The 22,448-nt window shown below is 72.8% G+C and carries 22 protein-coding genes; 19 read left to right on the top strand and 3 right to left on the bottom strand.

Annotated elements, in window-relative coordinates:
• The first annotated feature begins 23 nt into the window (after nucleotides 1-23).
• From E6U81_RS30565 to E6U81_RS30630, 14 genes are all read left to right on the top strand, one after another.
• Nucleotides 24-1,676, top strand: a complete 1,653-nt coding sequence (locus E6U81_RS30565; protein ID WP_136233269.1) for a CTP synthase — start codon at nucleotides 24-26, stop codon at nucleotides 1,674-1,676.
• Between the two features lie 81 nt (nucleotides 1,677-1,757).
• Nucleotides 1,758-2,390, top strand: coding sequence for an NUDIX hydrolase (locus E6U81_RS30570; protein ID WP_136233270.1), 633 nt, complete (start codon nucleotides 1,758-1,760; stop codon nucleotides 2,388-2,390).
• A 546-nt stretch (nucleotides 2,391-2,936) separates the two neighbouring features.
• Nucleotides 2,937-4,970: a tetratricopeptide repeat protein gene (locus tag E6U81_RS30575; RefSeq protein WP_136233271.1), complete on the top strand. Its 2,034-nt coding sequence runs from the start codon at nucleotides 2,937-2,939 to the stop codon at nucleotides 4,968-4,970.
• 153 nt (nucleotides 4,971-5,123) lie between these two features.
• Nucleotides 5,124-6,239, top strand: coding sequence for an alanine dehydrogenase (gene ald / locus E6U81_RS30580; RefSeq protein ID WP_136233272.1), 1,116 nt, complete (start codon nucleotides 5,124-5,126; stop codon nucleotides 6,237-6,239).
• A gap of 449 nt (nucleotides 6,240-6,688) precedes the next feature.
• Complete coding sequence (locus E6U81_RS30585; protein ID WP_225884681.1) at nucleotides 6,689-7,726, top strand: ParA family protein; 1,038 nt, start codon at nucleotides 6,689-6,691, stop codon at nucleotides 7,724-7,726.
• On the top strand, nucleotides 7,711-8,250 hold the full coding sequence (locus tag E6U81_RS30590) for a hypothetical protein (protein ID WP_136233273.1): 540 nt from the start codon (nucleotides 7,711-7,713) through the stop codon (nucleotides 8,248-8,250). Before E6U81_RS30585 ends, E6U81_RS30590 begins: the two co-directional genes overlap by 16 nt.
• 469 nt (nucleotides 8,251-8,719) lie before the next feature.
• Entirely contained in the window at nucleotides 8,720-9,766 is a 1,047-nt protein-coding gene (locus tag E6U81_RS30595) for a segregation/condensation protein A (protein WP_136233274.1), read from the top strand.
• Nucleotides 9,763-10,395 (top strand): SMC-Scp complex subunit ScpB, encoded by a 633-nt coding sequence (gene scpB / locus E6U81_RS30600; RefSeq protein WP_136233275.1) that lies wholly within the window; start codon nucleotides 9,763-9,765, stop codon nucleotides 10,393-10,395. Before E6U81_RS30595 ends, scpB begins: the two co-directional genes overlap by 4 nt.
• Nucleotides 10,395-11,681 (top strand): pseudouridine synthase, encoded by a 1,287-nt coding sequence (locus E6U81_RS30605; RefSeq protein WP_136233276.1) that lies wholly within the window; start codon nucleotides 10,395-10,397, stop codon nucleotides 11,679-11,681. The genes scpB and E6U81_RS30605 overlap by 1 nt, the downstream gene beginning before the upstream one ends.
• A 127-nt stretch (nucleotides 11,682-11,808) precedes the next feature.
• The gene (pnuC, locus tag E6U81_RS30610; RefSeq protein ID WP_136233277.1) at nucleotides 11,809-12,417 is read left to right on the top strand and encodes a nicotinamide riboside transporter PnuC; all 609 of its coding nucleotides are present in this window, start codon (nucleotides 11,809-11,811) and stop codon (nucleotides 12,415-12,417) included.
• Nucleotides 12,414-13,493 carry an AAA family ATPase gene (locus E6U81_RS30615; RefSeq protein WP_136233278.1) on the top strand — a complete coding sequence of 360 codons (1,080 nt, stop codon included), beginning with the start codon at nucleotides 12,414-12,416 and terminating at the stop codon, nucleotides 13,491-13,493. The genes pnuC and E6U81_RS30615 overlap by 4 nt, the downstream gene beginning before the upstream one ends.
• Complete coding sequence (locus E6U81_RS30620) at nucleotides 13,490-14,230, top strand: NUDIX domain-containing protein (RefSeq protein ID WP_136233279.1); 741 nt, start codon at nucleotides 13,490-13,492, stop codon at nucleotides 14,228-14,230. Before E6U81_RS30615 ends, E6U81_RS30620 begins: the two co-directional genes overlap by 4 nt.
• A complete protein-coding gene (locus E6U81_RS30625; protein ID WP_136233280.1) occupies nucleotides 14,227-15,237 on the top strand; it encodes an ADP-ribosylglycohydrolase family protein in 1,011 nt (336 codons plus the stop codon). The genes E6U81_RS30620 and E6U81_RS30625 overlap by 4 nt, the downstream gene beginning before the upstream one ends.
• A 3-nt stretch (nucleotides 15,238-15,240) precedes the next feature.
• Nucleotides 15,241-16,002: a nucleotidyltransferase domain-containing protein gene (locus tag E6U81_RS30630; protein ID WP_136233281.1), complete on the top strand. Its 762-nt coding sequence runs from the start codon at nucleotides 15,241-15,243 to the stop codon at nucleotides 16,000-16,002.
• On the opposite strand, the gene E6U81_RS30635 is transcribed toward E6U81_RS30630, so the two are convergent.
• The 3 genes from E6U81_RS30635 to E6U81_RS30645 all read right to left on the bottom strand — a co-directional run bounded on the left by E6U81_RS30635 (nucleotide 15,991) and on the right by E6U81_RS30645 (nucleotide 17,654).
• Nucleotides 15,991-16,671 (bottom strand): nucleotidyltransferase domain-containing protein, encoded by a 681-nt coding sequence (locus tag E6U81_RS30635; protein ID WP_136233282.1) that lies wholly within the window; start codon nucleotides 16,669-16,671, stop codon nucleotides 15,991-15,993. The two genes, E6U81_RS30630 and E6U81_RS30635, sit on opposite strands and share 12 nt — an antisense overlap.
• 73 nt (nucleotides 16,672-16,744) lie before the next feature.
• On the bottom strand, nucleotides 16,745-17,230 hold the full coding sequence (locus E6U81_RS30640; RefSeq protein WP_136233283.1) for a Rieske (2Fe-2S) protein: 486 nt from the start codon (nucleotides 17,228-17,230) through the stop codon (nucleotides 16,745-16,747).
• A gap of 82 nt (nucleotides 17,231-17,312) precedes the next feature.
• Nucleotides 17,313-17,654, bottom strand: a complete 342-nt coding sequence (locus E6U81_RS30645) for a DUF952 domain-containing protein (RefSeq protein ID WP_136233284.1) — start codon at nucleotides 17,652-17,654, stop codon at nucleotides 17,313-17,315.
• A 137-nt stretch (nucleotides 17,655-17,791) separates the two neighbouring features.
• Between E6U81_RS30645 and E6U81_RS30650 the strand changes: the two genes are divergently transcribed.
• The 5 genes from E6U81_RS30650 (at nucleotide 17,792) to der (ending at nucleotide 22,446) form a co-directional block, all read left to right on the top strand.
• A complete protein-coding gene (locus E6U81_RS30650) occupies nucleotides 17,792-18,232 on the top strand; it encodes a YidB family protein (RefSeq protein WP_136233285.1) in 441 nt (146 codons plus the stop codon).
• Nucleotides 18,233-18,350: 118 nt separating this feature from the next.
• Entirely contained in the window at nucleotides 18,351-19,439 is a 1,089-nt protein-coding gene (locus E6U81_RS30655) for a prephenate dehydrogenase (protein WP_136233286.1), read from the top strand.
• Between the two features lie 115 nt (nucleotides 19,440-19,554).
• Nucleotides 19,555-20,262 carry a (d)CMP kinase gene (cmk, locus tag E6U81_RS30660; RefSeq protein ID WP_136233287.1) on the top strand — a complete coding sequence of 236 codons (708 nt, stop codon included), beginning with the start codon at nucleotides 19,555-19,557 and terminating at the stop codon, nucleotides 20,260-20,262.
• A gap of 56 nt (nucleotides 20,263-20,318) precedes the next feature.
• Nucleotides 20,319-20,906 (top strand): lysophospholipid acyltransferase family protein, encoded by a 588-nt coding sequence (locus E6U81_RS30665; protein ID WP_136233321.1) that lies wholly within the window; start codon nucleotides 20,319-20,321, stop codon nucleotides 20,904-20,906.
• A gap of 76 nt (nucleotides 20,907-20,982) precedes the next feature.
• Complete coding sequence (gene der / locus E6U81_RS30670; RefSeq protein WP_031154075.1) at nucleotides 20,983-22,446, top strand: ribosome biogenesis GTPase Der; 1,464 nt, start codon at nucleotides 20,983-20,985, stop codon at nucleotides 22,444-22,446.
• The last annotated feature ends 2 nt before the right edge of the window (nucleotides 22,447-22,448 follow it).

The following is a 22,448-nucleotide window of genomic DNA, read 5'->3' on the forward strand; positions in this document are numbered from 1 at the left end:
ACCACGGGAGCCCCCTCTTGGCGATGCCGCCCAAATCCATGACGACCAAGCACATCTTCGTCACCGGGGGTGTCGCTTCCTCCCTCGGCAAGGGCCTGACGGCCTCCAGCCTGGGTGCGCTCCTGAAGGCGCGCGGCCTGCGGGTCACGATGCAGAAGCTCGACCCGTACCTGAACGTCGACCCCGGCACGATGAACCCGTTCCAGCACGGCGAGGTGTTCGTCACCAACGACGGCGCCGAGACCGACCTGGACATCGGCCACTACGAGCGCTTCCTCGACGTCGACCTCGACGGCTCGGCCAACGTCACCACGGGCCAGGTCTACAACACCGTCATCGCCAAGGAGCGCCGCGGCGAGTACCTCGGTGACACCGTGCAGGTCATCCCGCACATCACCAACGAGATCAAGCACCGCATCCGCCGCATGGCGACCGACGACGTCGACGTCGTCATCACCGAGGTCGGCGGCACCGTCGGCGACATCGAGTCGCTGCCGTTCCTGGAGACCGTCCGCCAGGTCCGCCACGAGGTCGGCCGCGACAACGTCTTCGTCGTGCACATCTCGCTGCTGCCCTACATCGGCCCCTCCGGCGAGCTGAAGACCAAGCCGACCCAGCACTCCGTCGCCGCCCTGCGCAACATCGGCATCCAGCCCGACGCCATCGTGCTGCGCGCCGACCGCGACGTGCCCACCAGCATCAAGCGCAAGATCTCGCTGATGTGCGACGTGGACGAGGCGGCCGTGGTCGCGGCCATCGACGCCAAGTCGATCTACGACATCCCCAAGGTCCTGCACACCGAGGGCCTGGACGCGTACGTCGTGCGCAAGCTCGACCTGCCCTTCCGCGACGTCGACTGGACCGTCTGGGAAGACCTCCTCGACCGGGTCCACAACCCCGACCACGAGGTCAAGGTCGCGCTCGTCGGCAAGTACATCGACCTGCCCGACGCCTACCTTTCGGTGACCGAGGCGCTGCGCGCCGGCGGCTTCGCCAACAAGGCCCGCGTCCAGATCAAGTGGGTCACCTCCGACGACTGCAAGACCCCCGCGGGCGCGGCGGCCCAGCTCTCCGACGTGGACGCGATCTGCGTGCCCGGCGGATTCGGCGACCGCGGCGTGAACGGCAAGGTCGGCGCGATCACCTACGCCCGCGAGAACAGGATCCCGCTGCTCGGCCTGTGCCTGGGCCTGCAGTGCGTGGTCATCGAGGCCGCGCGCAACCTCGCGGGCATCGAGGACGCCAACTCCACCGAGTTCGACGCCTCCACCCCGCACCCGGTCATCTCGACCATGGAGGAGCAGCTGGCCTTCGTCGAGGGCGCGGGCGACCTGGGCGGCACCATGCGCCTGGGCATGTACCCGGCGAAGCTCGCCGAGGGCTCCATCGTGCGCGAGGCCTACGGCGACGAGGCGTACGTGGACGAGCGCCACCGCCACCGCTACGAGGTCAACAACGCCTACCGCGGCGAGCTGGAGAAGAAGGCGGGCCTCGTCTTCTCCGGCACCTCCCCGGACAACAAGCTCGTCGAGTACGTCGAGTACCCGCGCGAGGTCCACCCCTACCTGGTGGCCACCCAGGCCCACCCGGAGCTGCGCTCGCGCCCGACGCGCCCGCACCCGCTGTTCGCGGGTCTGGTCAAGGCGGCCGTGGAGCGGCAGCAGTCCGCGAAGTGAGCGGCTGACCGCATAACGTAGACGGCCGGGGTACGGAAGATCCGTACCCCGGCTGTCGCGCGTTGTGGAGGGCTTCGGGGCATGAACATCAAGGACACGTCGGAAACCTGGGAGACCCTGTCGACCCGGCGGCCGTTCCAGGGCGCGAAGACGGCGGTGGACTCCGACGAGGTCCGGATGCCGGACGGCTCCACCGCCCGCCGCGACTACCAGGTGCACCCCGGCTCGGTGTGCGTGCTCGCGCTGGACGAGGAGGGGAGGGTGCTCGTCCTGAGCCAGTACCGGCACCCGGTGCGGCGCCGGCTGTGGGAGCTGCCGGCCGGACTGCTGGACGTCCCCGGGGAGAACCCGCTGCTCGGCGCGCAGCGCGAGCTCTACGAGGAGGCGCACGTCAAGGCGGAGGACTGGCGGGTGCTGGTCGACTTCTACGCCTCACCGGGCGGGTCGGACGAGGCGGTCCGGGTCTTCCTGGCGCGGGGCGTCTCCGAGGCGGACGGCGAGCGCTACTCCGAGTCCGGCTCGGAGGAGGCGGACATGGAGGTGACCTGGGTCCCGCTGGCGGAGCTGGTACGGGGCATCCTGGCGGGCGAGCTCGGCAACCCCGGTCTGGTGACCGGGGCGCTCGCGCTGTCCGCCGCACTGGCCTGCGAGGGCGGCGTCGACGCCCTCCGCCCGGCCCTCGCCCCGTGGCCGGCCCGGCCGTACGAGGCGTAACCGGGGAACCCGGCCTGCGCCCGCGTCGAGCCCCCGGCGGCGATCGAGGCGCGGGGTCCGGGGCCGGACCCCGCTCTGCGTCGCGGGGCGGCGGCCGCACGGGCGCCCAGGCGGTGAGAGGACCGCCCATGCCGCCGGCAGGGGAGCCGCCGCGCCGCCGGCAGCGGAAACCGCCGGCACCGCAGGCCGGGGAAGCCACCCGCACCCCAGGCAGGGGCCCCGTGCCGCCGGCAGGGGGAACCGCTGGTACCGCAGGTGGCGGAAGCCAACCCACCGCCGGAGGCAGGGAAGTCACCCGCGCCCCAGGCCGGTGAGCCCGCCGCGTCGCAGGCAGCGGAAGCCACCCGGGGCGCAGGCAGGCGAGACCGCCCGGGCCGCCAGGCGGGGGGAGCCCGCGCGTACCAGGCAGGGGGAGCCCGCCCGCGCCGTGGGCGGGGAGGAGCCGCCCGTGCCCCTGGCAGGAGAGCCGCCTGCGCGAGGGAAAAGCCGAACATCCGCTGATCCGATTGGGGGATTTACCCGCCGCGCTCCACACGGGCCGTCGCTCTGCGTGAACTACGCTCGCCATCCGAAGGCAGGGAGAGGAGCGGATCCGTGACGGATTTCGTCGGGCGGCGGCGTGAGCTCAAGGAGCTGCGCGAGGACATCGCGCGGACCGGGCTCGACACCCTCTCCGGCCGCAAGGCCAAGGCTCCCCGGGCGCGGGTGCTGCTCGTTGCCGGGCGCCCCGGATCCGGCCGGACCACCCTCGCGGAGACGTTCGTCCGCGAGGTCGCCGACCAGTACCCCGACGGCGTGCTGCGGACCAGGCTCACCGCCCCCGGCGGGGAGACCGTCGCGACCGAGCGCGCCCTGCGCGGCCTGCTGGCGGAACTGGGACAGCGCACTCCGCCCGGCGCCGGCGAGGACGAGCTCAGCTCCGTGCTGCGCACCGCGCTCCAGGAGCGGCGGGCGATCATCCTGATCGACGACGCCGCCGATCCGCACCAGGTCGACGCCCTGCTCCCGGACACCCCCGACTGCCTCGTCGTGGTCACCGCCGAGGGCCCGCTCACGGGCATCCCCGACGTGCGCCCCTGCACCCTGGGCGGCCTGGACACCGTCTCCGCCGTCGCGATGCTCGCCCGCCGCATCGGCGACACCCGCGTCACCACCGACCCGCGGGCCGCCGAGTCCCTCACCGAGGCGTGCGGGGGCCAGCCCGCCGCCCTCGAACTCGTCGGCGGCTGGCTGGCCGCCCGCCCCAAGGCCGCCGTCGCCGACGTGGCCAAGCAGCTCCACGACATGCCCGGCGGCGCCGGCGGCACCGGTGGGCCGCTCGGCCGCGCCTTCCGGCTCGTCTACGACTCCCTGCCGCAGCCCGCCCAGCGGACCCTGCGCCTGCTGCCGCTCGCCCCCGCCGGCCTCGTCGACTCGCACACCGCCTCCGCCCTGGCCGGCTGCTCCGTGGCCGCCGCCCAGTCCACGCTGGACGACTTCGCCGACCTGGGACTCGTCCGGCACGCCCACGACGGCCTCTTCCTGCTGCCCGGCTCCCTCGCGCCGATGCTCCAGGCGCTCCTGGAGGCCAAGGAGCGGCCCGCCGAGGTCCAGCTGGCCCGTGCCCGCATGCTGGAGCGGACCGTCCGGCTGCTGCACTCCTGCCGGGCCATGGCGGCCGCCGAGGGCGACGAACCCGACGCCGAGCTCCAGGAGGTGCTGGACGGCCTCCCGCGCGCCCTGCGGTTCCCCGACCGGCGGGCCGCCGCCGTCTGGCTGGACACCCGGCTCCCGGCGCTCACCGCGGCCGCCTCCCTGGCGGTGGCCGACGGCGAGCTGGACACCCTGGCCCGCCGGCTGGTCGCGGCCCTCGTACGGGCCCTCGCGGACCACCGGGGCACCGCGGAGGCCGCCCCCGAGCTGTACGGGCTGCACCGCCTGGTCCTGGACGTGGCCGAGCGCCGCGGCCTGCACCGGGAGCAGGCCGCTGCCCTGCTGAACCTGGCCGACCTGGACGCGGAGACCGGCCGCACCCATGAGGCCCTCGAGCGCTACCGGGCCGCCCTGGACGCCGGACGGGCCGCGAACGACCCGTACGCGACGGGCCGCGCGATGGAATCCGTAGGCGGGGCCTACCAGGAGCTGGCCGACTGGCACCGGGCCTCCGACTGGTTCGGCCGGGCGCTCGCCCAGGCCCTCTCCCGCGGGGAGCGCGCGGACGAGGCCCGGCTGTACGGACGGCTCGGCAACGTCCACACGTACGCGGGCCGGTACGGGGACGCGCTGCGCAGCTGGCGGGCCGCCGCCGCGGGCTACCGGAAACTGGCCGATGTCCCGGGCCAGGCCAAGGCGTTGAGCGAGATGGCGCGGATCCAGGAGTACGCCGGCCGGCCCGAGGAATCCCTGCACACCTGCCGCGAGGCGGTGGAGCTGGCGCGCAGGGCCGGCGACCAGCGGCTTCAGGCCGCGCTCCAGGTCCGGCTGGCCGACACGCTGGACCGGCTGGGGGACCCCGCGGCCGCGAGGCTGCACCGCTCCGCAGCAGACAGATTGCTGGGAGACGACCCCGCAGCCTGCGAAATCCGCAGTGGATCCGACTGAGATTATTCGTTTGCAAGGCTAGACAGCGACTCATCCTTCATTAAACTGGGTTCACCACGCCATCTCGTGGTGCATCCCGTTGCGCACTCTTGTGGGCGGGTATGTATGGAAGTGCCCCGTTATTTCCCCCTGAGTCAAGGACCGTGATCGACGATGAAGGTCGGCATCCCCCGCGAGGTCAAGAACAACGAGTTCCGGGTCGCCATCACGCCTGCCGGCGTGCATGAGCTGGTCCGCAACGGCCACCAGGTCTTCATCGAGCAGAACGCCGGCGTCGGCTCCTCGATCACGGACGCCGAGTACGTCGCGGCCGGCGCGGAGATCCTCGGCACCGCCGACGAGGTCTGGGCCACCGCCGACCTGCTGCTGAAGGTCAAGGAGCCGATCGCGGAGGAGTACCACCGCCTCCGCAAGGACCAGACGCTCTTCACCTACCTGCACCTGGCGGCCTCCCGCGAGTGCACGGACGCGCTGCTGGAGTCCGGCACCACCGCCATCGCGTACGAGACGGTCGAGCTCGCCAACCGCGCGCTCCCGCTGCTCGCCCCGATGTCCGAGGTCGCGGGCCGCCTGGCCCCGCAGGTCGGCGCCTACCACCTGATGCGCTCGGCCGGCGGCCGCGGCGTCCTCCCGGGCGGCGTCCCCGGCACCCACGCCGGCGAGTGCGTCGTCATCGGCGGCGGCGTCTCCGGCTGGAACGCCGCGCAGATCGCCATCGGCATGGGCTTCCACGTGACCCTGCTCGACCGCGACATCAACAAGCTCCGCGAGGCCGACAAGATCTTCGGCACGAAGATCAAGACGATCGTCTCCAACGCCTACGAGCTGGAGAAGGCGGTCGTCGAGGCGGACCTCGTCATCGGCGCCGTCCTCATCCCGGGTGCGAAGGCGCCGAAGCTGGTCACCAACGAGCTCGTCGCCAAGATGAAGCCCGGAAGTGTACTTGTCGACATCGCGATCGACCAGGGCGGCTGCTTCGAGGACTCCCGTCCGACCACCCACGCCGAGCCGACCTTCCAGGTCCACAACTCGGTCTTCTACTGCGTCGCCAACATGCCGGGCGCGGTGCCGAACACCTCCACCTACGCGCTGACCAACGCCACGCTGCCCTACATCGTGCAGCTCGCGAACCTCGGCTGGGTCGAGGCGCTGCGCCGTGACCCCGCGCTCGGACTGGGCCTCAACACCCATGACGGCCAGGTCGTTTACGGTCCGGTCGCCGAGGCCCACGGCCTCGAGACCCTCGAGCTCAGCACGCTGCTCGGCTGACCCGTCAACGACTGACGTCAATCTCACGTATCCGGCCGGACCTTGCCCGCAAGGTCCGGCCGGAGGCGTTTGCAGACCACCCCGAGATCCCGCTCAACTCGCCTCGAACGTAACCCTTTAACCCTTTCGCGCACCCGCGAAACTTCGCAGCGACAGCTCGGACGCCCTTGACAGAGTGGTGTTCGGTTGCCGACACATCGTGCCGGGTCCGGCGGATTGTGTTGCCGCTGAGTGGTGACACGCCATAGAGTCGCCAACCGTCGGCATGGTGCCACGCTGACCTATCGATAAGTGTCCTGGTCACGTCCGAGGAGGTAAGACGACTTGTGAATGAGTCGACATTTACTCCTGGGGGTGGTGGAGCAGGCGTCCCTGAGCGGGGCCAGAGTCCTGCCGGGCTCGAAGCTGTCGGCTCCGTCGCAGTACGCACCTTCGCAAACCACCAGCACATGACGACGCCCCAAAAGAGCATGGACGGCCTAGACGTGAACTCCAGGGCCGGCGACCTGAGCGGCGATACGCCCACGGGATTCGCCGACTACGACAATGTGCCCGAGGGGCACTTCTACGACCCCGACGCGGAGTACGAACCGGACCCCGAGTACGCGGCCACCCTCGCCCCCGACGCTGCCCGCCAGCGCCGTGAGCGGATCGGCCCGACCGGACGCCCGCTCCCGTACTTCCCGATCCCGGGTCCGCTGACCGACCACGGTCCGGCGAAGATCATCGCGATGTGCAACCAGAAGGGCGGCGTGGGCAAGACCACGTCGACCATCAACCTGGGTGCCGCTCTCGCCGAGTACGGGCGCCGCGTGCTGCTCGTCGACTTCGATCCGCAGGGCGCGCTGTCCGTGGGTCTCGGCGTGAACCCGATGGAACTCGACCTGACGGTCTACAACCTGCTCATGGAGCGGGGCATGTCGGCCGACGAGGTGCTGCTCAAGACGGCTGTCCCCAACATGGACCTGCTGCCGAGCAACATCGACCTGTCCGCTGCGGAAGTGCAGTTGGTCAGCGAGGTCGCGCGCGAGTCCACCCTGCAGCGGGCCCTGAAGCCCCTGATGGCCGACTACGACTACATCGTGATCGACTGTCAGCCCTCGCTCGGTCTGCTGACCGTGAACGCCCTGACGGCGGCTCACAAGGTCATCGTCCCGCTGGAGTGCGAGTTCTTCGCACTGCGCGGCGTGGCGCTGCTGACCGAGACCATCGAGAAGGTGCAGGAGCGGCTCAACCCCGAGCTGGAGCTCGACGGCATCCTCGCCACCATGTACGACTCCCGTACGGTGCACAGCCGCGAGGTGCTGGCGCGCGTCGTCGAGGCCTTCGACGACCACGTCTACCACACGGTCATCGGCCGGACGGTGCGCTTCCCGGAGACCACGGTCGCCGGTGAGCCGATCACGACGTACGCGTCCAATTCCGTCGGCGCCGCCGCCTACCGCCAGCTGGCCAGGGAGGTGCTCGCCCGGTGTCACGCCGAGTGAGTCTGCCCGGCGCCGACGAACTGTTCCGTACGACCGGGGGGATGGCGCTCCAGTCGTCCTCGCCGCGCCGCGGGGCCGAGGAGGCACCCGCCGCGGAACACTCGGCCGTTCCGGCCGGGAGCACGGCGGGAGAGGGCCGCAGCCGGGAGGCTGAGGCCGGTACGGAGACGGGCGGTCCCGTGGTGGGGCAGCCGCGGCGCCCGCAGGAAGGTTCTGTCAGCCAGGCCGGACCGACCGCCGGGGCGGCTTCCGCCCCGGCGGGGGCGACCCGGCGGGGCAAGGGCCAGGGCCGCGGCGCGAACCGGCGGCCCAGCGGCCGCGAGCGGCATGACGAGAAGATCACCGTCTACGTCTCCGCCGAGGAACTGATGGACCTCGAACACGCGCGGCTGGTGCTCCGCGGGGAGCACGGCCTGGCCGTCGACCGCGGCCGCATCGTCCGCGAGGCGGTGGCGGTCGTCCTGGCCGACCTGGAGTCCCGCGGGGACGCCAGCATCCTGGTCCGCCGCCTCCGCGGCCGCTAGACCGCCCCTTCCGGATCTTCCCGGGCCCGCGCCGACCGCCTGCGCCGCCGCACTGCGCAGTGCGGCGGCAGTGAACCTGCCGCGCCCGACGTTCGCCGAGAGGCCGCCGACCTGCCGTCGGCGGCCTCTCGGCTTCGCGGCGGGCCCGACCCGTCATCTGCGGCGCGTTTCCCGGGGCGTCCTGCCCGGCCGATTGCGGCGATGCAGGCCCGACGTCCGCCGGGCCGCCGCGGCACCTGCGGTGCGTTCCGCGGGCTCACTGCCCGAGGCCGTGCGGCGATTCCGACCCTGACGTCCGCCGGGCCGCCGGCGCCGCCGAATCGCCTTCGAGGGCGCCCTGCCGGCACGGAACCGGCCCGCTCGGGCCCGCAGCGTGGCTCGGGGGGCCGCGCCGGGCGGGCAATCGTTCGGGCAGGGCCTAGGCTTCCTGTGGCCGACCTGCTCTTCTTCCGTACCCACTTGGACCGCCATGCCCCTCGATCACGACGCCGCCCGCCCGGCCCGCAGGAGCCTGGGGCGCGGGCCGGGAGCGGCCGCCGAGACCCCGGTTGCCGTACCGGGCCCGGTGGCCGGCCCGGCGGCGGCCGAGGCCCCCGACACGGCCCCGGCACGGCCTGCGGACGCGTCCGGCGACAACGGGGATCCGGCCGGGCCGGGGGGAGGCACGGCGGTACCGGGCCCCGGGCGGGGTACCGGGGGTACCGGGGCCGCCGCCGGGGGCGACGGGCGGTTCACGCTGCGGCTCGACAACTTCGAAGGGCCCTTCGACCTGCTGCTCCAGCTGATCACCCGGCACAAGCTCGACGTCACCGAGGTCGCGCTGTCCAAGGTCACCGACGAGTTCATGACGTACATCCGGGCCATGGGGCCCGACTGGGACCTCGACCAGACCACCGAGTTCCTCGTCGTCGCGGCCACTCTGCTCGACCTGAAGGCCGCCCGGCTGCTGCCGGTGGCCGAGGTGGAGGACGAGGCCGACCTCGCCCTCCTGGAGGCCCGGGACCTGCTCTTCGCGCGCCTGCTCCAGTACCGCGCGTACAAGCAGATCGCCGAGATCTTCGAGCGGCGGGCGGAGAGCGAGGGCCGGCGCTACCCCCGCACGGTGGGGCTGGAGCCGCACCACGCCGACCTGCTGCCCGACGTCGTCATCAGCATCGGCGCGGAGGGGTTCGCCCGGCTCGCCGTCAAGGCCATGCAGCCCAAGGCCGAGCCCCAGGTGTACGTGGACCACATCCACGCGCCCCTCGTCAGCGTGCGCGAGCAGGCAGGCCTCGTGGTGCGGATGCTCAAGGCGCGCGGCGAGGCCACCTTCCAGGAGCTCACCGAGGACGCCGAGGACACCCTCACCGTCGTGGCGCGCTTCCTGGCCCTCCTGGAGCTCTACCGGGAGAAGGCGGTCGTCCTGGACCAGGAGGAGGCCCTGCGGACCCTCACCGTGCGCTGGAGCGGCGGGGACGGTGACGGCATGCCGACCGTGACCGACGAGTTCGACCAGATCGTGGAGGCGAAGGATTGAACAGCGACGCCGGCGCGGTGGCAGCGCTGGAACTGAAGCCGGCCCTGGAGGCCGTCCTCATGGTCGTGGACGAGCCCGCGACCGAGGCGCACCTGGCCAAGGTGCTGGAGCGCACCCCGCGCGAGGTGGCGGACGCGCTGCGGGAGCTCGCCGACGAGTACACGGCCGGGCGCAGGGGCTTCGAGCTGCGGCTCGTCGCGGGCGGGTGGCGGTTCTACACCCGGGCGCAGTACGCCCCGGCCGTCGAGGCCTTCGTCCTGGACGGCCAGCAGGCCCGGCTCACCCAGGCGGCGCTGGAGACCCTGGCGGTCGTCGCGTACCGCCAGCCGGTGAGCCGGTCGCGGGTCTCCGCCGTGCGCGGAGTCAACTGCGACGGGGTCATGCGGACCCTCCTCCAGCGCGGTCTGGTGGAGGAGGCGGGGACGGAACCCGAAACAGGTGCGATCCTATACAGGACGACGAACTACTTTCTGGAGCGGATGGGCCTGCGCGGCCTGGACGAGCTCCCGGAGCTCGCGCCCTTCCTCCCCGAGGCGGACGCGATCGAAGCCGAGACGCAAGAAGGTGTGCCGTCGTTCGATCCGGACGCACCGGACACCGATGAAGACGACAAGACGACGGAACTTTGATGCGAAGCAGCGGCAACGGCAACGGTGGCAACAGGAACAGCGGCGGCGGTGGCGGCGGCGGGCGCGGTAGCGCACGTGGCGGCGGCTCCGGCGGCGGCGGTGGCTACCGCGGCGGCGGCTCGGGCAGCGGTGGCGGCGGCTCCCGCGGCGGCTCCGGCTCCGGCGGCGGCTACCGCGGCGGCTCCGGCTCCGGCGGCTCCGGCAGCAGCGGCGGCTACCGCGGCGGCCAGGGCGGCCAGGGCGGCTCGCGCGACCGTGACCGCGACCAGGCTCCCCAGCGTCCCCGCAACCCCCGCCCCGAGGAGCGCCGCTACGACGTGGGCCCCGAGGGCGAGCGCAGCCGCGGCGGTGCCCGCGGTGACGCGGCGCGCGGCGGCGCCAAGGGCGGCCCCCGCACGCCCAAGACCCCCGGCATCGGCGGCGCCGGCGGCCCCCGCCGCGGTCCTGGCAGCCGCAGCGGCCAGTCCCGCCCGCGCGAGCTGGACGCGCGCATCGAGGAGCGCGTGCGCGACCGGTACGCCGACAAGCCCGTGATCAAGACGCCGAAGACGTTCCCGGGAGCCGAGCAGGAGGGCGAGCGTCTGCAGAAGGTCCTCGCCCGCGCCGGCATGGGCTCGCGCCGCGCCTGTGAGGAGCTCATCGAGCAGGCCCGCGTCGAGGTCAACGGCGAGATCGTCACCGAGCAGGGCAAGCGCGTCCAGCCGAAGGACGAGATCAAGGTGGACGGCCTGACCGTCGCCACGCAGTCGTACCTGTTCTTCGCGCTGAACAAGCCGGCCGGTGTCGTCTCCACCATGGAGGACCCGGACGGCCGCCAGTGCCTGGGCGACTACGTCAACAACCGCGAGACGCGCCTGTTCCACGTCGGCCGGCTGGACACCGAGACCGAGGGCATCATCCTGCTCACCAACCACGGTGAGCTGGCCCACCGCCTCACGCACCCGAAGTACGGCGTGAAGAAGACCTACGTCGCCGCGATCACCGGCTCGCTGCCGCGCGACATCGGCAAGCGGCTCAAGGACGGCATCGAGCTCGAGGACGGCTGGGCCCGCGCCGACAACTTCCGTGTGCTGGACCAGGTCGGCAAGAACTACATGGTCGAGGTGACCCTCCACGAGGGCCGCAAGCACATCGTCCGCCGCATGCTGTCCGAGGCCGGCTTCCCCGTCGACAAGCTCGTCCGGACCTCCTTCGGCCCCATCGAGCTGGGCGACCAGAAGTCCGGCTGGCTGCGCCGCCTGACCAACACCGAGGTCGGCATGCTGATGCGCGAGGTCGGTCTGTAGGACCGCCCGGCAGGACCAGCTCCACGAGAAGCCCGCAGCGCCCACGGCGCCGCGGGCTTTTCCCTTGCCCCGACCCCGCACCCCTGTTTATAGTCACAGTGACTATTAAAGGAAGTGGGGGCCGGGCATGAACTGGACCTTGAGCTGGACCGAGGTGCTCGGATTCGCCACGGGCGCCCTGTGCGTGTGGCTGGTGGCCCGTCAGCACATCGCCAACTGGCCGATCGGCATCGCCAACAACGTCTTCTTCATCGTGCTCTTCGCCCAGGCCGGCCTCTACGCCGACGCCGGTCTCCAGATCGTCTTCATCGCCCTCGCCGCGTACGGCTGGTGGTCCTGGACCCACGGGGGTGGACCAGGAACCGCCGGAGCCCTACCGGTGCGCCGCACCACGCGCACCGAATGGGTCTGGCTGGCCGCGGCGGGGGCGGCGGGGACCCTCGGCCTGACCCTGCTCCTGGCCCGGGCCACCGACTCGACCGTCCCCTTCTGGGACGCGGTCACGACGGCGCTCTCCCTCGCGGCGACCTACGGCCAGTGCCGCAAGCTCGTCGAGTCCTGGTGGCTGTGGATCGCCGCCGACCTCGTCTACATCCCCCTGTACGTCCACAAGGGGCTGCACCTCACCGCCCTGCTCTACGTCGGCTTCCTCGCCCTGTGCGTCGCCGGCCTGATCGGCTGGCGGCGCACGCTCACCGGGCGCGGCGCCCGGACGGCCCTGGAGGCGACGGCATGAGGCGCTTCGGCCACGGGCTGGTGCTCGGCAAGTTCTACCCGCCGCACGCCGGCCACCACCACCTGGTGCGCACCGCCCAGGACCACTGCGAGCGGCTGACCGTCCTGGTCTGCGCCGCCTCCGTGGAATCGGTGCCGCTCGCCGACCGCGTCGCCTGGATGCGCGAGGCCCACCCGGACGCGGACGTCGTCGGAGCCGTCGACGACATCCCCGTCGACCTGCACGACCCGGAGATCTGGGAGGCCCACATGGCCATCTTCCGGGCCGCCGTCGGCCGCCCCGTCGACGCCGTCTTCACCTCCGAGGAGTACGGGACCGAGCTCGCCCGCAGGTTCGGCGCCGAGGAGGTCTGCGTGGACCCCGCCCGGACCCTGTTCCCGGTCTCCGGGACCGCCGTACGGGCCGACCCCGCCGCCTGCTGGGACTTCCTCGGCCCGGCCGTACGGGCCCGCCTCGCGCGCCGTGTCGTCGTGCTCGGGGCCGAGTCCACCGGGACGACCACGCTGTCCCGGGACCTGGCCGCGCAACTCCGGGCGCGCGGCGGCGTCTGGGCGGCGACCGGCTGGGTCGAGGAGTACGGACGCCGCTACAGCGAGGAGAAGCTCGCCGCGGCACGGGCCGCCGACCCGGGCGCCACGTGGGCGGACGTCGCCTTCACCTCGGAGGAGTTCCCCGTGATCGCCCGCCGGCAGGACGAGGCCGAGGACCGTGCGGCACGCGTCGGCTCCCCGGTGCTGGTCTGCGACACCGACTCCTTCGCCACCGGCATCTGGCACGAGCGGTACATGGGCGGCCGCCACGCCGAGGTCGAGCGGATCGCCGCCCTCACCCACCGGGACCTGTACCTGCTGACCGAGGACGCCGACGTCCCCTTCGAGGACGACGGGCTGCGCGACGGGCCCGAGCTCAGACCCTGGATGACCCGGCGGTTCCGCGAGGAGCTGGAGGCGACCGGACGGCGTTTCCTGTCCGTGCGCGGCGACCGGCGGGAGCGGCTGGCCACGGCCGTGGCGGCCGTGGACGAACTGCTCGCCGAAGGCTGGCGGTTCGCCGCCCCCCTCCCGGAGAACCGATGAGCGGGGCGCCGGAACCGGGTTATGACCCGTACGCCTTCGAGCCGTTCGCGGTGACCGTCGACCTCGCCGTGTTCACCGTGCGCGGCGGTGTCCTGCACGTGCTGCTGATCCGGCGCGGCCAGGAGCCGTACGCGGGCTCCTGGGCGCTGCCCGGCGGGTTCGTCCTGCCGAGGGAGTCCGCCGAGGCCGCGGCCCGCCGCGAACTGGCCGAGGAGACCGGCCTGCCCGAGGCGGTCGTGGGGGCCCTGCACCTGGAGCAGCTGCGCACCTACAGCGAGCCGGACCGCGACCCCCGGATGCGGATCGTCTCGGTGGCCTTCACCGCCCTCGTTCCGGACCTGCCCGAGCCGGCCGCGGGCGGCGGCGGGGACGCGGCGCAGGCCCGCTGGCTGCCCCTGGGACAGGCCCCGGACCTGGCCTTCGACCATGCGGTGATCCTGGCGGACGCACGGATGCGGATCCGCTCGAAGCTGGAGTACACCTGCCTGGCCACCGCCTTCTGCCCGCCCGAGTTCACCCTCGGGGAGCTCCTGGCCGTGTACGAGACGGTCTGGGACACCGTGCTCGACCGCCCCAACTTCCGCCGCAAGGTCCTGACGACGCCCGGGTTCGTCGAGGCCGTACCGGGCGCCGCCCGGCTCACCGGGGGCCGCGGCAAACCGGCCGCCCTCTACCGGGCCGGCCCGGCGACCGCCCTCCATCCACCGCTGCTCCGACCGGAAGGACCCACCCGATGACGAAGCGAGCCGCTACCGGCGCGCTGGTCGGCCTGGCCCTGGGTGACGCCCTGGGCTTCCCGACCGAGTTCAACGACGTTCCCGCGATCCTCGCCAAGACGGGCCCTTGGCGCGAGATGCGCCTGCCCCGCCCCGCGATCGTCACGGACGACACCCAGATGACCCTCGCCCTGGCGCGCGGCATCCGGACCGCGACGGACCACGGACCCATAGGCCCGCTGCGCCTGACCCGCCCGGTCCGGGAGGAGTTCGTCGACTGGTACCACTCGCCCGAGAACAACCGGGCCCCCGGCAACACCTGTCTGCGGGCCTGCGACCTGCTGAACGACCCGCAGCGCGACTGGCGCGACGCCAGCCAGACCGGCTCCAAGGGCTGCGGGGCGAACATGCGGGTGGCCCCCGTCGGCCTGGTGCCCGGCTGGACCGACGAGGAACGGGCGGGCGCGGCCCAGCTCCAGTCCGCCCTCACCCACGGCCACCCCACCGCACTCGCCGCCTCCGACCTGACGGCGCAGGCGGTGCACCTGCTGGCCACCGGCACCGAGGTCACCGGCCTGGTCGGACGGCTGCGCTCGTACGCCCTGGAGAACCGCACCCGCTACCACGAGCGCTGGCTCGGCGACCTGTGGATGCGCACCGCCAGTGACGCCACCCCGGAGTCCTTCATCGCGCGCGGCTGGGACGAGTGCCTGGCCGTGCTGGACCGGCTCGCGGCCGCCCTGCGGTCGCCGTCCCCGGAGACCGACCCCTGCCTGACCACCGGGGACGGCTGGATCGCCGAGGAGGCCCTGGCCACCGCCCTGCAGTGCTTCCTGCTCTTCCCGGACGAGCCCCTGACGGCCCTGCGCCGCGCCGCCTGTACCAAGGGCGACTCCGACTCCCTCGCCTGCCTCGCCGGCGCCTTCGCCGGAGCCCACCTCGGGGCGGACGTCTGGCCGCGCGAGTGGGAGGGCCGCATCGAGTACCGGGACGAACTCCTGGCCTTCGGCACCCTCTGGGACGCCTGATCCATGCTGGACGCCCTGAGCATCGACCTGACCCCCGTCGTGGCCGAGCAGCCCGACCCGCTGCTCTTCGCCACGGTCTCGGGCGCACACCTGTACGGCTTCCCGTCGCGGGACTCCGACATCGACCTGCGCGGGGCGCACCTGCTCCCGGTGGAGGACCTGTTGGGCCTGCGCGAGCCCGAGGAGACCCGCACCCGCATGTGGGACCGCGACGACGTGGAGATGGACCTCGTCACGCACGACCTGCGCAAGTTCGTCCGGCTCATGCTCAACCGCAACGGCTACGTGCTGGAGCAGCTGCTCTCCCCGCTCGTGGTCCACACGACGGCGGCGCACGAGGAACTGGTCGCGCTGGCCCCCGGCGTCCTGACCTCCCACCACGCCCACCACTACCGGGGGTTCGCGAACACCCAGTGGCGGCTCTTCGGCAAGGCCGCCGGACTCAAGCCGCTCCTCTACGCCTTCCGGGCGCTGCTCACCGGCATCCACCTGATGCGGTCGGCCGAGGTCCAGGCGCACCTGCCGACCCTGCTGGCCGAGGTGCCGGAGGCGCCGCCGTACCTCGCCGGGCTGATCGAGGCCAAGGTCGCCGCCGAGCACGGAGGCTACGAGGGCCCGCCCGTCGCCTCGGTACGGGAGGACTTCGAGGCGCTGCACGCGGTGCTGGACGCCGCGCAGGCGGCCACCGCGCTGCCCGCGCACGGCTCGGCGTACGAGGCGCTGGACGCGTACGTCGTACGGCGGCGCCGGAGCCTAGGCGGCTGACGCGCGCCGGGTGCGGACGAGGAAGTCCTCCACCCGGGCACGGTCCGGCTCCTCCGGCAGGGGGGTGCCGGCCAGGGCCTTCTCCGTCTCCTCCTGCAGGCGGGTCATCCAGGCGTCGACCTCGTCCCAGGTGAGCTCCCCGCGGCGGACGGCGAGCAGGCGGTCGCGGTCAGGGCCCGCGTCGATGCTCAGCAGGCCGGTGCGCAGCAGGTCGCGGCAGGACAGCAGCAGGCGCAGCAGGTGCATGGCGTGCTTCCAGCGCGGCGCGCCGTGGATGCGGACGTCCGCGACGAGTTTGCCGTGCTGGGAGGCCGCGTACCGGCCGAAGCTGGTGTGGGCCCGGCGGGAGAGGAACGCGCCGCGCAGGGAGAGCAGTTCCGTACCGACCGGACTGACGTGTTCCACCAGGGGGGAGTGCAGGCACTCCAGGATGTTCGGATTGGCCCGCAGAGCGAGTTCGCAGAAGCGCTCCAGCTCCCAGGAGAACTCCTCGTCCCGCGGGCCCTCCACGTGCGTGGGGGGCTTCTCGAACCGCCAGAACAGCGGTGTCGGGGCGAGGTAGACACCGCGCCGGTCGGTGTCGCTGGTCTCCGTGGCCAGCCCGAACGCCCGGGAGCCCATCACGCACCGGTAGACCGTGTGGTCCCGGACCAGCGTCAGATCGTCCATCCCGGGAGCCTACGCCAGGGGGCACCCGCCCTGCCGGGCTGTTTCCGCAGGCCGGCAGGGCTGCGAGCGCCCGCTACGCGAGCGTGATGTTGCCGTCCGCGGCGACCGTGATCTTCTTCTCGGCCAGCCCCTTGGTGGCCGGTCCCTTGATCACCGCACCGTCCGTGGCCTTGAACTCGCTGTTGTGGCAGGCGCAGTTGATCGCGTTGTCCTCCACCTTCGTCACCAGGCAGCCCTGGTGGGGGCAGACCGCGGTGAAGCAGCGGAAGGAGCCCTTCGTGGGCTGGGTGACGACGACCTTCTGCTCCTTGAGGACCTTGCCGCCGCCCACCGGCACGTCCGCCGCCTTGACGATGGCCTTCCCCGCGGGCGCGCCGCCGGCCGAGGGGGTGGCGGCCGGGGCGTCGCCGGGCGGCGGGCTGGCGGCACCGTTCGGTTCGCCGGACCCGGTGTTCTCGCTGTCACCGCCGCTGCCGCAGGCGGTCAGGGCGCCGCCCGCCAGGGTGGCCGCTCCGATCACCAGTACCGTGCGCCGGGCGGTTTGCGTGGGGTCGCTCATCAGTCTCTCCTCGCTCTGTGGCCGGATCGGCGTGCAGCATCCTGGCCTGCGGCGGGCCTCAGGTGAAGCCTGCCGCGCCGTTTCACGAGCCCGGCTGCCACGATGCCAGTGAGGCAGGTGTGCCAGGTGTGCGTACGACCTCCCACACGTGGACCACGGCGTCCCGGTTCAGTGGGCCGAAAACATGTGGGAAACGGCCACCGGAATCACCCTCCCGGCGGACCTCCGCCGTCAGGACGTCCTCGTCCAGCTCGACCGCCAGCAGGGTCCCCGGCTGCGCCCGGTAGTGCGTCTCGGCGATGCCGAGCACCGTCGCGGGGTCCGCCGAACAGTGCACGAACCCCTCGGAGTCCAGCGAGGGCGGGGCGTACGGCAGCTCGGGGGCGGCGGTCCAGTCGGCGAGCGGGACGATGTGGAAGATCATGCCGATCGTTCTACCGCAGCGGCGGCCGGCCCGGGTGCCGGGTGGCGGAGCCATCCCCTTTAGGTGACATTGTCCGTGTCTCGAAGCCGGGTACGGCGCTGCCCGCGCGGCCCGGCCCTCCTGCGAAAGGCATGACGATGGCAGGTAACGACCTCGGCTCGCTTCTCGGCGGCCTCCTCGGCGGCGGCAAGAGCGGGAGCGGCGGCGGGGGAGGCGACATCCTCGGCGCCCTGCTCGGCGCGCTCATGGGCGGTGGCGCCGGCGCCGGCGGCCAGACGGCCGGCGGCGCGAACAACCCCCTCGGCGGCCTCATGGACATGCTGACCAAGTCCGGCCTGGCCGACCAGGCGCAGTCCTGGATCGGCACGGGCGAGAACAAGCCGGTCAGCGGCGCGCAGATCAGCGAGGCCGTGCCGGACGAGACCCTCCAGAAGGTCGCGGCCCAGGCCGGAGTCTCTCCCCAGGAGGCCGCGGACCGGATCGCGCAGTCCCTGCCGCAGGCCGTCGACAAGCTGACACCGGGCGGAGAGATCCCCTCCGGTTCGCTGGAGGACATCATCCGGCAGCAGAAGTTCTGACGACTGCGCCCCGCGAGGGCCCGGCCGCCGTCCCACAGGGCGGGCAGCCGGGCCCTCGCGGCGTCACGTCTGGCTACCCTGAGTCAGAAGCTGTCGTCACGCACCCGTGGAGCGCCCCGTGAGAACCGCCGTCGTCATCGGAACCGGACTGATCGGCACCTCCGCGGCGCTCGCCCTGACCGCCCGCGGCATCACCGTGCACCTCGCCGACCACGACCCGGACCGGGCCCGTACGGCGGCCGCCCTCGGGGCCGGCACCGACGAGCCCCCGCAGGAGCAGGTCGACCTCGCGATCGTCGCCGTACCGCCGGCCCACGTGGCCGCGACCCTGGCCGACCTCATAGGGCGCGGCGCGGCGCGCGCCTACGTCGACGTGGCCAGCGTCAAGGGCGGACCGCGGCGGGAACTCGCCGCGCTCGGCGTGGACGCCACCGCCTACATCGGCACGCACCCGATGGCGGGCAAGGAGCAGTCCGGGCCGCTCGCCGCGACCGCGGACCTCTTCGAGGGCCGCCCGTGGGTGCTCACCCCGACCCGGGACACCGACCACGAGGTCCTCAACCTCGCGCTGGAGCTGGTCGCCCTCTCCCGGGCGGTCCCCGTGGTGATGGACGCCGACGCCCACGACCGGGCCGTCGCGCTCGTCTCGCACACCCCGCAGCTCGTCTCCAGCATGGTCGCGGCCCGCCTGGAGGAGGCCGACGAGACGGCCGTACGCCTGTGCGGGCAGGGCATCCGGGACGTGACCCGGATCGCCGCCTCCGACCCGCGGATGTGGGTGGAGATCCTGTCGGCCAACCCGGGGCCCGTCGCCGACGTCCTCGCCGGGATCGCGGCCGATTTGGAGGAGACCGTGGACGCCCTGCGCAGCCTGCAGTCCGCCGACGTGGAGAAGCGGCGCGGCGGCGCCGCGGGCATCGAGGACGTACTGCGCCGCGGGAACGCGGGCCGGGTCCGGGTCCCGGGCAAGCACGGAGCGGCCCCCGCGGCCTACGAGACGGTGGCCGTGCTCATCAGCGACCAGCCGGGCGAGCTGGCCCGGATCTTCGCCGACGCCGGCCGCGCCGGCGTCAACATCGAGGACGTGCGGATCGAGCACGCGACGGGCCAGCAGGCCGGCCTCGTCCAGCTCATGGTGGAACCGCGGTCCGTGCCGGGCCTGACCGCAGAGCTGCGCGAACGGGGCTGGGCCCTGCGCAAGCAGTAGTCCGGGGGCCGGAAAGCGCGGGCGGGGCCGGGGGGTGCCGGCGGCCCGGTAACCTTGCAGGGGGGCGCTTTGCCGCGCCCTGACACGCACGCGCAACCAGGAAGGTGCCCGCACCGTGGAAACCGCAGCTCCGTCCGCCGTGATCGTCGCCATCGACGGTCCCTCCGGCACGGGCAAGTCCAGCACCTCCAAGGCCGTGGCCGCCAAGCTCGGGCTGCGCTACCTGGACACCGGTGCCCAGTACCGGGCCATCACCTGGTGGATGATCTCCAACGGGGTCGACACCGACGACGCGCAGGCCGTGGCGGTCGCCGCCGGCAAGCCCTCCATCGTCTCCGGCACCGACCCGGCCGCCCCCACCATCACGGTGGACGGCCTCGACGCCGCCGGTCCCATCCGCACCCAGGAGGTCACCTCCAAGGTCAGCGCCGTCAGCGCGGTCCCCGAGGTGCGCACGCTCATCACCGAGCTGCAGCGCTCCATCGCCGCCGAGGCGGCCCGGGAAGCGGACGGGATCGTCGTAGAGGGCCGGGACATCGGCACCACCGTCCTGCCCGACGCCGACCTCAAGGTCTTCCTGACGGCCTCCGCCGAGGCGCGCGCCGCCCGGCGCAGCGGAGAGCTCCGCGGCAAGGAGGCCGCCGACCTGGCCGCCACCAAGGCGGCGCTGATCAAGCGCGACGCCGCGGACTCCGGCCGCAAGACCTCCCCGCTGGCCAAGGCCGGCGACGCGGTCGAGGTGGACACCACCGAGCTCACGCTCGACCAGGTGATCGAGTGCGTCGTGACGCTCGTGGAAGAGAAGCGGGCGGGCCGCAAGTGAGCCAAACGCCCTCCCTCAAGGGTGCGGCGGTCGGCAGGCGCATCGGCATCGGCCTCATGTACGGGCTGTGGAAGCCGCGCGTACTGGGCGCCTGGAAGGTGCCTGTCTCGGGCCCCGTCATCCTCGCCGTGAACCACACGCACAACATAGACGGCCCCATGGTGATGGGCACCGCGCCCCGCCCCCTGCACTTCCTGATCAAGAAGGAAGCGTACGTGGGCCCGCTCGGCCCCTTCCTGGACGGCATCGGGCAGGTCAAGGTCGACCGCTCCGGCGCCGACCGGGCGGCGATAGGCCGCGCCCTCGCCGTGCTCGACCAGGGCGGGGCCCTCGGGATATTCCCCGAGGGCAGCAGGGGCGAGGGCGACTTCGCCTCGCTGCGCGCGGGACTGGCGTACTTCGCCGTCCGCAGCGGCGCGCCCATCGTGCCCGTCGCCGTCCTCGGCAGCGCCGAAGGGCGAGGCAGGCTGATCCCGGGGCTGCCGCCCTTCAAGAGCCGGGTCGACGTCGTCTTCGGCTCGGCCTTCGACGCCGGGGACGGCAGTGGCCGCCGCACCCGTACCGCGCTGGACCTGGCCACCGTACGCATCCAGGACCGGCTGACCGCCCACCTGGCCGACGCCAAGCGCCTGACCGGGCGCTGAGCGAGACTTGAACCCAGTAGTGGAACCGCGCTGCGCGGGCACCACCGATCACCACGAACGACGAGGAACGGACTTCATGAACGACCAGCACGACCACGGAGCACTTGGCGATGCCGAGTACGCGGAGTTCATGGAGCTCGCCGCGGAAGAGGGCTTCGACCTCGAAGACGTCGAAGGAGCCATCGAGGAGGCGGGCCACGGCCCGCTGCCCGTCCTCGCCGTCGTGGGCCGCCCCAACGTCGGCAAGTCGACCCTGGTGAACCGCATCATCGGTCGCCGCGAGGCGGTCGTCGAGGACAAGCCCGGTGTCACCCGCGACCGCGTCACCTACGAGGCCGAGTGGGCCGGCCGGCGCTTCAAGGTCGTCGACACCGGCGGCTGGGAGCAGGACGTCCTCGGCATCGACGCGGCCGTCGCCGCCCAGGCCGAGTACGCCATCGAGACCGCCGACGCGGTCGTCTTCGTCGTGGACGCCAAGGTCGGCGCCACCGACAGCGACGAGGCCGTCGTCAGGCTGCTCCGCAAGGCCAAGAAGCCCGTCGTCCTGTGCGCCAACAAGGTCGACGGCCAGAGCGGCGAGTCCGACGCGGCCTCGCTGTGGTCGCTGGGCCTCGGCATGCCGCACCCGGTCTCCTCGCTGCACGGCCGCGGCACCGGCGACATGCTCGACGCCGTCCTCGACGTCCTGCCCGAGGCCCCCGAGCAGACCTTCGGCGGCGTGGCCCCCGGCGGCCCGCGCCGCATCGCGCTGATCGGCCGCCCGAACGTCGGCAAGTCCTCGCTGCTGAACAAGGTCGCGAAGGAGAACCGGGTCGTCGTCAACGAGCTCGCCGGCACCACCCGCGACCCGGTCGACGAGCTGATCGAGCTCGGCGGCGTCACCTGGAAGTTCGTCGACACCGCCGGCATCCGCAAGAAGGTCCACCTCCAGCAGGGCGCCGACTACTACGCCTCGCTGCGCACCGCCGCGGCCGTCGAGAAGGCGGAGGTGGCGGTCATCCTGATCGACACCACCGAGACCATCAGCGTCCAGGACCAGCGCATCATCACCATGGCCGTCGAGGCCGGCCGCGCGATCGTCATCGCCTACAACAAGTGGGACGAGCTCGACGAGGAGCGCCGCTACTACCTCGAGCGCGAGATCGAGACCGAGATGCAGCAGGTCTCCTGGGCCCCCCGGGTGAACGTCTCGGCGCTCACCGGCCGCCACATGGAGAAGCTGGTCCCGGCGATCGAGACCGCCCTCGCGGGCTGGGAGACGCGCGTCCCCACCGGCCGGCTCAACGCCTTCCTCGGTGAGGTCGTCGCCGCCCACCCGCACCCGATCCGCGGCGGCAAGCAGCCCCGCATCCTGTTCGGTACCCAGGCGGGGAGCAAGCCGCCGCGGTTCGTCCTCTTCGCCTCCGGCTTCCTGGAGCACGGCTACCGGCGCTTCATCGAGCGCCGCCTGCGCGAGGAGTTCGGCTTCGAGGGCACCCCGATCCACATCTCGGTGCGGGTGCGCGAGAAGCGCGGCGCCCAGTACAAGAAGAAGAAGTAGCG

Source organism: Streptomyces sp. A0592, from assembly GCF_004795115.1.
In the GTDB taxonomy this organism is placed as follows: Bacteria; Actinomycetota; Actinomycetes; order Streptomycetales; family Streptomycetaceae; genus Streptomyces; species Streptomyces erythrochromogenes.

Bases quoted from the DNA above. Each gene is read 5' to 3' on its own strand.
- E6U81_RS30565 (WP_136233269.1), top strand. From the start codon at position 24: ATGCCGCCCAAATCCATGACGACCAAGCACATCTTCGTCACCGGGGGT.
- E6U81_RS30570 (WP_136233270.1), top strand. From the start codon at position 1,758: ATGAACATCAAGGACACGTCGGAAACCTGGGAGACCCTGTCGACCCGG.
- ald (WP_136233272.1), top strand. From the start codon at position 5,124: ATGAAGGTCGGCATCCCCCGCGAGGTCAAGAACAACGAGTTCCGGGTC.
- E6U81_RS30585 (WP_225884681.1), top strand. From the start codon at position 6,689: ATGACGACGCCCCAAAAGAGCATGGACGGCCTAGACGTGAACTCCAGG.
- E6U81_RS30595 (WP_136233274.1), top strand. From the start codon at position 8,720: ATGCCCCTCGATCACGACGCCGCCCGCCCGGCCCGCAGGAGCCTGGGG.
- E6U81_RS30605 (WP_136233276.1), top strand. From the start codon at position 10,395: ATGCGAAGCAGCGGCAACGGCAACGGTGGCAACAGGAACAGCGGCGGC.
- pnuC (WP_136233277.1), top strand. From the start codon at position 11,809: ATGAACTGGACCTTGAGCTGGACCGAGGTGCTCGGATTCGCCACGGGC.
- E6U81_RS30615 (WP_136233278.1), top strand. From the start codon at position 12,414: ATGAGGCGCTTCGGCCACGGGCTGGTGCTCGGCAAGTTCTACCCGCCG.
- E6U81_RS30620 (WP_136233279.1), top strand. From the start codon at position 13,490: ATGAGCGGGGCGCCGGAACCGGGTTATGACCCGTACGCCTTCGAGCCG.
- E6U81_RS30625 (WP_136233280.1), top strand. From the start codon at position 14,227: ATGACGAAGCGAGCCGCTACCGGCGCGCTGGTCGGCCTGGCCCTGGGT.
- E6U81_RS30630 (WP_136233281.1), top strand. From the start codon at position 15,241: ATGCTGGACGCCCTGAGCATCGACCTGACCCCCGTCGTGGCCGAGCAG.
- E6U81_RS30635 (WP_136233282.1), bottom strand. From the start codon at position 16,671: ATGGACGATCTGACGCTGGTCCGGGACCACACGGTCTACCGGTGCGTG.
- E6U81_RS30640 (WP_136233283.1), bottom strand. From the start codon at position 17,230: ATGAGCGACCCCACGCAAACCGCCCGGCGCACGGTACTGGTGATCGGA.
- E6U81_RS30645 (WP_136233284.1), bottom strand. From the start codon at position 17,654: ATGATCTTCCACATCGTCCCGCTCGCCGACTGGACCGCCGCCCCCGAG.
- E6U81_RS30650 (WP_136233285.1), top strand. From the start codon at position 17,792: ATGGCAGGTAACGACCTCGGCTCGCTTCTCGGCGGCCTCCTCGGCGGC.
- E6U81_RS30665 (WP_136233321.1), top strand. From the start codon at position 20,319: ATGTACGGGCTGTGGAAGCCGCGCGTACTGGGCGCCTGGAAGGTGCCT.
- der (WP_031154075.1), top strand. From the start codon at position 20,983: ATGAACGACCAGCACGACCACGGAGCACTTGGCGATGCCGAGTACGCG.